Source organism: Bradyrhizobium sp. AUGA SZCCT0177 (assembly GCF_018130125.1).
Taxonomy (GTDB): domain Bacteria; phylum Pseudomonadota; class Alphaproteobacteria; order Rhizobiales; family Xanthobacteraceae; genus Bradyrhizobium.
In genome coordinates this window covers 18,728-29,432 of record NZ_JAFCMA010000058.1, presented here as the reverse complement: position 1 = coordinate 29,432, position 10,705 = coordinate 18,728, and the positions used below count along the sequence as shown (strand labels likewise).

At 58.5% G+C, this 10,705-nt stretch carries 9 protein-coding genes and 1 pseudogene; 7 read left to right on the top strand and 3 right to left on the bottom strand.

Translation table 11 applies throughout. The annotated features are described in order from the left end of the window. Positions 1-799: 799 nt before the first annotated feature. The 5 genes from JQ597_RS36530 to JQ597_RS36510 all read left to right on the top strand — a co-directional run bounded on the left by JQ597_RS36530 (position 800) and on the right by JQ597_RS36510 (position 7,288). Positions 800-4,120, top strand: a complete 3,321-nt coding sequence (locus JQ597_RS36530) for an ATP-binding protein (protein ID WP_212270223.1) — start codon at positions 800-802, stop codon at positions 4,118-4,120. 14 nt (positions 4,121-4,134) lie between these two features. Beyond that, positions 4,135-4,959 (top strand): alpha/beta fold hydrolase, encoded by an 825-nt coding sequence (locus JQ597_RS36525; RefSeq protein ID WP_212270222.1) that lies wholly within the window; start codon positions 4,135-4,137, stop codon positions 4,957-4,959. A 274-nt stretch (positions 4,960-5,233) separates the two neighbouring features. Next, complete coding sequence (locus tag JQ597_RS36520; RefSeq protein WP_212270221.1) at positions 5,234-5,791, top strand: LabA-like NYN domain-containing protein; 558 nt, start codon at positions 5,234-5,236, stop codon at positions 5,789-5,791. Between the two features lie 519 nt (positions 5,792-6,310). Then, positions 6,311-6,538, top strand: coding sequence for a hypothetical protein (locus tag JQ597_RS36515; protein WP_212270220.1), 228 nt, complete (start codon positions 6,311-6,313; stop codon positions 6,536-6,538). Positions 6,539-6,973: 435 nt separating this feature from the next. Next, entirely contained in the window at positions 6,974-7,288 is a 315-nt protein-coding gene (locus JQ597_RS36510; RefSeq protein ID WP_212270219.1) for a DUF3303 domain-containing protein, read from the top strand. A gap of 432 nt (positions 7,289-7,720) precedes the next feature. Here the strand turns inward: JQ597_RS36510 and phaP are convergent, their stop codons facing one another. Further along, positions 7,721-7,945, bottom strand: coding sequence for a TIGR01841 family phasin (gene phaP / locus JQ597_RS36505; RefSeq protein WP_212270218.1), 225 nt, complete (start codon positions 7,943-7,945; stop codon positions 7,721-7,723). Next, on the bottom strand, positions 7,927-8,328 hold the full coding sequence (locus JQ597_RS36500; RefSeq protein ID WP_212270217.1) for a phasin family protein: 402 nt from the start codon (positions 8,326-8,328) through the stop codon (positions 7,927-7,929). The genes phaP and JQ597_RS36500 overlap by 19 nt, the downstream gene beginning before the upstream one ends. A gap of 607 nt (positions 8,329-8,935) precedes the next feature. Between JQ597_RS36500 and JQ597_RS36495 the strand changes: the two genes are divergently transcribed. Both JQ597_RS36495 and JQ597_RS37985 read left to right on the top strand, forming a co-directional pair. Further along, entirely contained in the window at positions 8,936-9,547 is a 612-nt protein-coding gene (locus JQ597_RS36495) for a hypothetical protein (RefSeq protein ID WP_212270216.1), read from the top strand. 375 nt (positions 9,548-9,922) lie between these two features. Next, positions 9,923-10,102 (top strand): annotated as a pseudogene (locus tag JQ597_RS37985) (helix-turn-helix domain-containing protein); the annotation flags it as partial. Positions 10,103-10,140: 38 nt separating this feature from the next. On the opposite strand, the gene JQ597_RS37980 reads toward JQ597_RS37985, so the two are convergent. After that, positions 10,141-10,503 (bottom strand): hypothetical protein, encoded by a 363-nt coding sequence (locus JQ597_RS37980; RefSeq protein ID WP_249133718.1) that lies wholly within the window; start codon positions 10,501-10,503, stop codon positions 10,141-10,143. Between the last annotated feature and the right edge of the window lie 202 nt (positions 10,504-10,705).

Here is a 10,705-nt window from a genome sequence, read left to right as displayed (position 1 = left end):
GCCATTTTTCAGACCTTTGTTTTGCATGAGGAAGGAGGAAGACGTACGCCGATGGCAGAATCCGTGCTGGGAATGTTATGCCGACCTACGGTTACTTCGCGAAGGTCCTCCTCCGCGTTCAAGTGCTCCGCAATGTCTTCTGCAGTTTTCTTGGCGCGCGCTTCAGCGATAGTGTTACCGTCGTTCCTGACGATTTTTTTAGTTTCGCGTGAACTGGAAAGTCTTTCGGTTTTAGCGATTCGTCGTCGGCCCTAGCCCATCTTCCTTGTTTGCAAAGATAAATCGTGATTTTGGATTCGGTTTCAAAATCATCCTAAATTTCATGTAATTAGGACACCCGTTCTGACGAATTAGTGGATGGGCTTTGGAACCGACAGCCGATTCCTTGGCTTCAGACTTAGTCCGGCACCTTTCGGACCTAGGCCACTGGGCTGACAATGTCCGTTCACAGGGGTGGAGCGGACGTCGCCAACGCGCGCACTAACTTCCGACAATGACCCTGAACGGCCAATCTCCTCGGGGCGCCAGGACGAAATTGAGGCCTTAGAGCGGGCAGGTTCCTCGAACCGCCAAGATGCCAAGACCCGCATCGAGGGCGAGCGGCATCGCGATCACCGTCGACGGCGCTACCCTAGTAAGCACAGCTGACCACAATCAACATCGCGTTGAGGTCCAGCACGCATCGGCCAAATGTGGCCTGGGAGGTTGGACCCAACAATTGCTGACTGAAGCAGTCCATGCGTGTATGCTGACGCACCCTACAGGGCCATGATGTACGTCGAACTCTGCGAGGGCCAATATGGCACAACTTCGCGAGTGGCTTGAGGCGCGAGGACTGGGGCGCTACGCGGACGCGCTACTGGCTCAGGACATCGAACTCGATATCCTGCCCGAACTGACAGATGCAGACCTGACGGCGGCCGGTCTGCCGGTTGGGGCTCGCAAGCGCCTGCTCCAGGCGATTGAGGGCAACCTCTCCGATGCGGCGATGCAGTCAATGGGGGCGCCGCCGATCGTTCCGACAACGGAGCCGGCAACTGAAGCGGAACGACGGCAACTGACCGTCCTTTTTTGCGACGTCGTCGGCTCGACCCACCTCGCTGAGACGTTAGATGCGGAAGATCTGCGAAATCTGCTGCTGTCATTTCAGAAAGTATGCGCAGAGGTGGTTCAGCGCCATGAAGGGCAAATCGGCCTTTTCATCGGGGATGGCGTGACCGCCTATTTCGGTTATCCGAGGGCCCACGAGGATTCCGCTCAGCGTGCAGTCCAGGCGGGCCTCGATATCATGGCCGGATTGACGGAGCTTGGGCGAGAAGGTCTCGAAGCCCGCTGCGGTGTCAACACCGGCCCAGTCGTTGTCGGTGAACTGGGAGTTGGCGAGAAGCGCCTGTGTGACGGCATCGTTGGCGAAGCGCCAAATATTGCCGCACGTCTGCAAGGCTTGGCACTGCCGGGTAGCCTGGTCATGAGCGAGGCGACGCTGCGCCTCGTGGAGGGCCTCTTCGAGGTTGAGCCGCTCGGCCCGCAAATGCTCAAGGGCGTCAGCGCACCGATTGCAATCTATCGGGTGCTGCGCCCCAGCGCCGCCCCCAACCGCTTTGAGGCGAGAGGTGGACAATTCTTGACCCCACCGATCGGCCGCGAGACCGAACTCGGCTTTCTCACCAAGCGGTGGGAGAACGCGATGGAAGGCGAAGGCCAGGCCGTGCTGCTGCAGGGAGAGGCCGGCATCGGCAAATCCCGCTTGCTGCAGACGCTTCGCATGCAGCTCCGCGAAACGCCGCACGCCGAAATCGTCTTTTATGGCTCTCCACAACATCAGACCAGCGCGCTCTGGCCGGTGATCCAGCAATTGCATCGAGCGCTGGGCGTTGCCGGCGAAAAGGATGACGTCGCGCGGCGGGAGCGCCTCGGACACTTTCTCCTCGATCTCGGTTTGGACAGTGCCGATGTGGTCGGGCCGCTCGCCATGCTGCTGGGTCTTTCTGCGGATCCGGGGTCGGATGCCGGCCCGGCGGATCCTGGACAGGTTCGCCAAGCTGTCTTCGCCGCCCTGTCGCAGCTGACCTCTGCAGTGCAGCGGCGAAACCCAGTGCTCATGGTCGTCGAGGATGCCCATTGGATTGATCCGTCGACAACAGAATATGTCGGTCAGATGCTCTCTGACATGGCGTCGCAACGACTTTTTGTTCTGCTGACCGCCCGACCGGAGTTTCGTGCGCCGTGGTCGAATTCGTCGCCGCTGGTGACCTTGCCACTCGCCAGGCTCAGCCGCCGCGAGACCGAAGCGATGATTCGTCGCGTCGCGGCCGATGATTTTCCGGCGGCCATGCTGGCGCAATTGGTCGCCAAGACCGACGGTGTGCCGCTATTCATCGAAGAGCTGACCAAATCGGTCGCCGAAAGTAGAAGTAACGTCGGCTTCGGCGGGGCCATCGAGATCCCTGCGACGTTGCAGGCCGCGCTTCATGCCCGTTTGGATCGTCTGGCGCCGATCCGGCACATCATTCAGGTGGCGGCGCTTTTGGGCCGGGTGTTCGATGCCGATCTTCTGATCGCGGTGAGCCAACGAGACGCTGCCGCGGTTAAACGGGCACTGCACGACCTGATCGAGGCTGAACTTATCTACCCGCGAAGAGATCCCCACTGCGAAAGCTATCAGTTCAAACACGCCTTGATCCAGGACGCGGCCATCGGCACCCTCCTTCGCAACCAACGGGCCCAATTGCACCGCCAGATCGCGGTTTCCCTGGTCGAGCTTCGTGCCGATGCGGTCGGGCGCAACCCGGAGCTCCTGGCGCACCATCTTCAAGAAGCCTGCGACTGGGGCGGCGCGCTCGATCACTGGCAAAAGGCGGGAGTGGCCGCCATGGCCAGGGCTGCCAGCCGTGAGGCGGTATCGCACTTTGCCAACGCAATTGACTGCAGCAAGAGGCTAGACGATGTGACCGGCGGCGCCGAGCGGATGACACGTCTCCACCTGGCGATGGCCAATGCCTTGACGCAGGCGGAAGGGTTTCGTTCCGAGCGCCTTAGTCAGGCGCTTGATGCTGCACGTCGTGCCGCCTCGGCCACTGCATTGGTCGAATTGCAGTGTGAAGCGGCGATATCGCTCTCTGGGTTTTTTTATGCCATCGGGCGTAATCGCGATTATCTGACGCTCGCCGATGAGCAACTGAAAAATCACGCCGATCTGCTACCTCCGGCCTATGTGAGCGGCCTTTGGTCGTCAAAGGGGACTGCTCATTTCAACCGGGGAGAATGGCGTTTCGCGATCGACGCCCTGCGTAAGGCCCGAGATCTGATTGATCGAACTCATGCCAGCCGTCGTATTTTGCTAGGCGGCGCGGATCAATTGATCGCGACCCAGTCCTACTTTTTCCGATCACTGGTTGCGATGGGTTTCATTGATGAGGCTGTCGAAACGACAGAGTGCTTCGTTCAAACCATCGACCGCATGGAGAAGCCCTTCGACATCGCCTGGGGTCTTCTCGTGAAGTGCTATTTATACGCACTGCTCGGCCAAAACGATGTGCTACTGCGGGACTCTGCCAAGCTAATTGAGATCAGCGAACGCCATGGCTACACGACCCGGCTCAGCAATGGTCTTTCATGGCGGGGACTTGCGCGCTCGCGATTGGGTGAACTGGATGCCGGCATCGCCGATGCCCGCGAAGGAATCGTGCTTTGGCGTGGTCAGGGGATCGTATTTCATACCCCCGAGCGAATATGCTGGCTGTGTGATCTTCTGGTGCGGGCGGGCCGCCTCGACGAGGCATCTCAACTGCTGGATGAGACCGATGCCCTCGTTATCGATACTGACGAAGCAGCCGCCTTAGCTGAATGCATCCGCATTCGTGGCCAAATCGCCGCTTGCGGAAACGATCTGACCGGCGCTGTGCACCTCTTCGAGAAAGCGATTGCTATTTCCCAGCGGCAGGAAGCGCGATTATTCAAGCTCCGCGCCACCACACAACTTGCATCAGTTCTTGCACGTCAAGGGCGCGCCCAGGAGGGTGCGGCGCGCCTGCACACCATCATCGACGCATTCGACACCAAGCACGAAATCGTCGATCTTGCTGCCGCTCGAAAAGTGCTGGACACGTTGCGTCGATAGAGGAGGTTACGCCAATGAACAGGCGGTCGATTGAGATCAACGGCGCCGAGCTGACCTATCTCGAGGCGGGCGTAGGCCCTCCCGTAATCCTGATCAACGGGCTGCTAGGCGACTATCGTTCGTGGCGCCGACAAGTCGATGTGCTTCGCCCGAACTACCGGGTCCTTGCGCTCAGCCAGCGCTACTACTGGCCGAACAAATGGCCGGATGACGGCGCGGGATTCAGTGTCGCCACCCACGTCGCTGACCTTTCAACCCTGCTGCGCCAGCTTGACCTGCCGCCGGTTCATCTCATCGGCCATTCCTATGGCGGCGGGGTCTCCGCGCAATTCGCCAGCGAGCGCCCGGACCTTGTGCGCTCACTAGTGCTGGCGGAGCCAGCCGTCGCGACGATTGCGCTGGACGATCCTGCAGTGCCGGGATTGCTGGCCGAATTTGGCGAGAACAGGAAGATAGTTTTCGAGGAATGGCAGAAAGGCAATCGGACCAAAGCCGTCGAGGAGCAACTCCTCTACGTGTTCGGCCACGAAATCCTCGACCGGATTCGGGGCGAGCATCTCGCCTTCATCAACGAGAATGCGGACGTAATCGGCGCAGCTTTCCGACCGCGTCCCCCGCCTCCACCGTTTGCGCTTGCGACCGCACGAAAGCTAACGATGCCGGTACTACTGATCGAGGGTGCCAACACCAAACCGATCTTTCGGATCACCTGCCAAAAGTTAGCGAGCTATCTCCCGGACGTGCAACAGGTCATCCTTCCCGACACCTCGCATGCCCTTTGTCTGGAGTCGCCCGGGCCCTTTAGCGAGGCCGCACTCCAATTCCTGAATAGCCATTGAGTCGAAACGCCAGGTACTCGCCCTCGTCACCCCGCCGTCGACCCTCGTTGGCGCCGACAGAATAGCACTGCAATGTCACAGTCTGGCACGAAACGAACTTGCCGGGGCGGCCCGACGACGTCCGATCCTGAAGGCCGTGCAAGCAGGGACACTTCCGAGTTTGAAGCGAACGCCGCGACGCGGTAGCAGTGAACAAAGCCCGTCACCCCGCCGGCAATCTTAGTTTCTCTGTAATGCACCGCAGTCCTATGGGTAATGAAGGGAGCTTGGAGCGATGATTCCTTCGGAAAAATTGGCGCTCTTTGTCGACGGCCTGAACCTCCACCACACGGCGAAAGCCTTGGACTTCAGCATTGATTTCAAGAGGCTTCTCGCCGAGTTCAGGACGCGCGGCGTGCTGGTGCGTGCTTATTACTACACGATCATCGCTGAAGAGTTTCAAACGACCCGGCCCCTCATCGATTGGCTCGACTATAACGGTTTCACAGTGCGTACGAACTCGGTCAAAGAGTTCGATGATGGTCAGGGCCGGCGGAAATACAAGCGCAATATTGGAGTCGAACTCGCAGTCGATGCGGTCGAGATTGCGAAGCATGTAGACCACATATTGTTGTTTTCTGGGGACGGCGATTTTCGTCGCCTTGTGGAAGCAATCCAGCGCCTCGGTCCTCGCGTCACAGTCGTATCAAGCATGCGAACGAAACCTGCGATGGTTGCTGACGAATTGCGTCGGCAGGCGGATACGTTCCTCGAATTGGATGATCTCAAGGCTGCGATAGGGCGGACAAAGGAGGAGAGCAGAATGCGCAACCAGAGGGATGAGTTTTCGTAGGGAGGCATTCTCGACATGCCTCTACCGGCCGCTTGATGCACCAACCCACCTGGAACCCGACTATGCGCGCACGATTGTTCTTGAAAGTTGCGCGAGCAAGAGGTCTTCACAGGACTGCCGGTGCCGTTGCGGCTATCCTCTTTGTGTCTCGGTTTCGCAACACTCGATGTGTTTCGCAGCGGGAACTTCAATTTTGACTCCACACTCGTCGATACCGGGGGCAGTCTCTGGGATAACCGGGCCGGCGGATCGAGCATTTTTAAGCACTAATTTATTTGCGCCCGGCGGGTCGCAGCGCGCGAATGCCTGCGACCTTTATCTCTTGTTATCGCCGTGGAAGCATTCCGCGGTGGCCGACGACCATCCGCGCAAGAAACTGTAAACGCTGCATTCGCGAGCGGTTAGGACCCGCGGAACGGTACCAGTAAGTCGCAGAAAATGCCTGAACTGTGTCCTCAATCACATGAACAAGACGAGATCGTCTCTATAAGCCATTGAGGTGTTTAGTGGGGATCCCAGATGGACGATGATTTTTATAAGGAGCGAGCACGACAAATACGTGAACTCGCCACTCAAGCCGATCCATTCATTAAGCAACGCCTATTACGCCTTGCGGGCAATTACGACGCAATGATCACGCGGACCAAGCCAGCTGTTTTGTTCAACGGCGACGATCCAGCGCGCTGCGCCGAAAATCACAGTGTATCAGTAATACTGACCTTTGAACCGCATCAAAGTACGGCATGATTTTTGTGATATGCTTTTGAAGAGAAAGACCTTGAGCTGGCTGAAAGAGGTCTCTTATGTCCGTCGATAGCTGGACCGACGATCTCGCTTCTGTCGTTCGATATGCGCTGACGACGACGCGCGCGACAGCGATTTGCCCGTTCCATCTCAATGAAACAATCCGTGTCGGTGATGACGCTGCGGAAACCCATGCCTATGTTCGTGCCACTAAGGTCGTTAAAAGCGATGGCACAACATGGGAGCATGAAGCTCTAAACAAAGAAATTAGCCGGCAGCTCCACGAAGCAGCAGACGGGGTCTGCCCTGAGTGCGCAGCGCTCCAGCCCAGCTGCCGGCGGAGCGCTTCTTGACCTAATCCGTGCGCACCAATTTACCGACTTAGCTCGATGGCAAGCCCTCCAATGCCCACTTCACAACAAACAAAGGAGGATACCGATGAAGTACATGATCACCTGGAGCGAACGTTCGCAAGGATCGCCCATCGAGTACGAGAATGCCCAGAAGCGGATTCTGGAGGTCTTCACTCAATGGAAAGCGCCCGACAACTTCAAGATCGAGATGTTCGTCATACGAGTGGGGGACTGGGGCGGGTATATGCTGCTGGATTGCGACAATCCGTTGGCGGTTCACAAGTTCTGCTCGATGCTGCCTGCCTTTGTATTCGAAGCGCGGCCAGTGGTTCCTGTCATGGACGCCGTCCGGGTCGAGCTTGAAGCAATTGCCTTTCGTGACGAGCTCAAAGGCAAGTAACAGCATCACACCGGAAGACTGCAGGATCGCGAGCGCTCCACTGCTCGCTCCACGTCGACGAAGCGGCCGAGCGAAGTCGCTACCAAATGTCGCCTATTGGCACATTTGAGACGTGCTGACCGTTCGCGACGATGTCCGTTTCTGGGGGAAGACCGGAAGTCCTCGCAGATCCGGTTGAACTTGCGATGATCGAAGCATCTAAGCCTTCTCAATAAGCCGTCCCAGGCGTGCGAGGCTCCGGGGCCGGCAATGCGGGATTGAAATCGCATCGGGTACCGCTACCGGTCCGACATCATGAAGGCCGGGACAGACAGCCTTGGATTGGAGGCGGCACATGACGAACATCGTGGACGAAGCCGAGGAGATCAGCGGCTGCGACAGCAATGACCCTCCGCGCGCCCGATCGCGTCAGGCACCTGCCGGAGATGTAGTTCATTTGCCAGCTTTCTTTCCAAAATTTCGGATGCCTTCCACGTTCTCTTCGATCCTCTTGCGAACCACGTCGAAGGCCTCTTTTTGAGATTGGGTGGTTATCTCGGCTAGTTCTCGCATGTTGGCCAAGGCCTTTTCAAAACCCTCTTTTGCGAGATCCGCGCGCGTTTTGGGGTCTTCCTGACCAGCATCGGCAACCACTTTCTTCATCGTTTCCTCAAGCATTCTGCTTGCCTCCGAACGAGGCGCTGCCAGCCCTCGAAAGCGATCCTATTCGCTTTGACGAGAGCTTCGATGTTCTTCCGTTCACGGTCCACAAGCGCCGTGAAGTCGACGCCCGGAAGTTGGAACTGGCTCATAAGTTTGGTGAAGTCAAAAACCGGCGTCTCGCCAGCTACGCCCTTTTCTCTCGGTTTCATGTCGTTGGAGACGGTGGCCGTTTTCATCGGCTTGCTGTCCTCGGACACGGTGGCCGTTTTCGTCGGTTTGCTGTCGTCGGAGACGGTGGCCGTCTTCATCGGCTTGCTGTCCTTGGACACGGTGCCCTTTTTCCTTGGCTTTCTCCTGGAGACGGCAGCCGTTTTCGTCAGTTTGCTGTCCTTGGACATTCGGCGATCTCCTTTGACCGTTGGCACGAGCAGCAGCCGGGCGGTTCAACCCAGCCAGCAAGGGACAGCATCGTCAATCCTTGCTTGACATAGGTCAAAGCGGTCGCTCGCCTGCCGTCGAGAATGGCGCATGCCATTTAACCCGAGACGGGCGTTCAAAATCCAAGTTGCCGGGATCGCCACCGTCGTCCTCAGCGTGGCCGTGGTCGCCGTCGTTCTTTTTTCCCGTTGGGGCAATGGGGACACCGCCGAAGCACTGCCGTTAGTCCAACCCAGTTGACGGTCTCGTTTGCATGGCGAAATCGCTAGAGGGGGGGCCTCCGGGGAGGCGGTATGTCGGTCTGAAATCGGTCAGGTGCTGCTACCGGTTATATCCACTCATGATTTCCCGTCGCTGGCCGAAGTCCTTGCTCTTTGCCAAAGCGGCCTCGGCCTCAGGACGGCCCACATCCCACAGCATAATTCAGATCAACGCTGCTGCTCGACAGCCGTCCAAGGAATTCGCCCAGTAGGTTGACGGCTGAGAAGCCGCGCTGGCGTGTGCGGTCGGCCACCGCGATCCCGACCCGGCTCTGCTGCCGTTCGGTGATCTGGAGCAATGTCACCAATGAAACGCTGTCTCGCTGCTTTCACAATCGCCGCCAGCCTGTTCGCACCAGTTGCGAACGCCAACGATGCCTTGGAAGCCAAGGTGCGGGCCTACGTTCCGGTCGTCTCCCTCGCCAAATTCTGTGACATCAGGATCAATGACGCCATCTTGCGTGAGCACCCCGCCATGCTCGCAGCGGTCAAATCCGACCCGAACGCCCAAAAACTCGCCTTCCGCCTCAATTACGAAACGCAGACGGCCTACATCAAGGCCCGCGACGCAGGTCAACGGCTCGCCTTCTGCAAGGACTTCATCGCAGCCAACAGTCAATACGGCAAGGCTCGCGTCACCGCCGTGGTCGATGAACACATGAGCGACGTCAGCAATGGTGTGCGGAACGCGATTGCCCACAACGTCTGCGGTGCGCCCCCCGCCAAGCTGTCCAAGGCCGACTGGAAATCGTACGCAGCCTTCAAACAGGTACTTCAGATCGAGCATAAGTTGGCCAAGGAAAACGCCGAGACGAATGGCTGGGACGTCGCCGCCGAAAGGGCGGCGGTCACGGAGCAGTTCTGCGCGGCGGTAAAAACCCGATCAGCATCATCGCCGCCAAGGTCCGAGCCGCACTGAGATCATCGCCGCACGGATCGAGTGGATGAAAACACTGGCAGATGCTCAACGACCTGCATGGAGCGCCGCTTGGCCTCAGCTTGGCGAGCCGCCGCTTCTCGATCAGCGGCAGATGGCGCAGGTCCGCCTCCACCCCCATAGGCGCACGATAAAGGCCCAGCAAGGCCATCGCCACTGCTCCTCGCGCTCGCGCTCATCCGCCCTTTGACACAATGCCCTCTATCCGATGGGCATGCGTGAGGGGCCTGACAGGCGACCTATCGGCATGACGAGCCATGACCGCAGCCGATCTCAGACCCTTCATAAACTATTAACTATATTGTTGTGTCCTGACGAAAGGGGTGGGTTGGGCGTTGTGTTGTGGAGTATCAGGCAATGAGTACTCACGCTCCAATTTCCTATTCGTCACGCCGTCGTCTCGCTCGGCGGCTGGTCGGCTCGACCATTAGTGTCGTAGAGCGGGACCTGATCTTAGAAACCCTCGCTCATACTCAAGGGAATAGAACCGTGTCGGCGCATCTGCTTGGCGTCTCAGTGCGGTCGCTTCGGAACAAGATTTCCGAGTATTCCGCAGAGGGTTTCTACATCCCTCGTCACGAAAGCCGTGGCAAGAGCGCGGAAACGATAGCTGCGAAGACGCATCCGCAAGATAAGGCAGCGGCCATGCCGGTTGCGCTCGCCAGAATGCGCGCGGTCGCGGCCTCGGATTGCGGCTCGTAGTTCGTTCGCATTTCGGTGGTGTGCGCTGATGTCAATAGATCGCCCCGTCTTGTCGGCAGGCACAGGTCGGTGAAGCCGGAGGACGCCGCCGCTTCATCCGAGGCCGTCAAGGAAAGGGTTGTTGAGTTGCGTTCGCGCGCGCGATCTTCTTTGTCGGCCCCGCGCGTGGCGATCCTGAGTGCATCGTGCGGCAATGGCCGTTGCAGCGCCTTGGCTTTATCACACGGTGCGCCCATCCAAACGTCGCGGCTCCTAATCGGTGAGCATCCCGTGTCGTTAACGGATCGTGAACCGGCTCAGAACACCATCGGCCCGTCCTTCTGGGGACATTAGTATTGCGTGAGCGAAGCAGAGGCCGTCACCGTCTTACCCCAGCTTCCGGTGACGGCTTGTTGCGCCGACTCCATTTCCACTACGACACACCGCCCCGTCGCCTGA

Excerpts from the sequence above, each read along its gene's own strand:
- JQ597_RS36530 (WP_212270223.1), top strand. The coding sequence starts at position 800 with ATGGCACAACTTCGCGAGTGGCTTGAGGCGCGAGGACTGGGGCGCTAC.
- JQ597_RS36525 (WP_212270222.1), top strand. The coding sequence starts at position 4,135 with ATGAACAGGCGGTCGATTGAGATCAACGGCGCCGAGCTGACCTATCTC.
- JQ597_RS36520 (WP_212270221.1), top strand. The coding sequence starts at position 5,234 with ATGATTCCTTCGGAAAAATTGGCGCTCTTTGTCGACGGCCTGAACCTC.
- JQ597_RS36515 (WP_212270220.1), top strand. The coding sequence starts at position 6,311 with ATGGACGATGATTTTTATAAGGAGCGAGCACGACAAATACGTGAACTC.
- JQ597_RS36510 (WP_212270219.1), top strand. The coding sequence starts at position 6,974 with ATGAAGTACATGATCACCTGGAGCGAACGTTCGCAAGGATCGCCCATC.
- phaP (WP_212270218.1), bottom strand. The coding sequence starts at position 7,945 with ATGCTTGAGGAAACGATGAAGAAAGTGGTTGCCGATGCTGGTCAGGAA.
- JQ597_RS36500 (WP_212270217.1), bottom strand. The coding sequence starts at position 8,328 with ATGTCCAAGGACAGCAAACTGACGAAAACGGCTGCCGTCTCCAGGAGA.
- JQ597_RS36495 (WP_212270216.1), top strand. The coding sequence starts at position 8,936 with ATGAAACGCTGTCTCGCTGCTTTCACAATCGCCGCCAGCCTGTTCGCA.
- JQ597_RS37980 (WP_249133718.1), bottom strand. The coding sequence starts at position 10,503 with ATGGGCGCACCGTGTGATAAAGCCAAGGCGCTGCAACGGCCATTGCCG.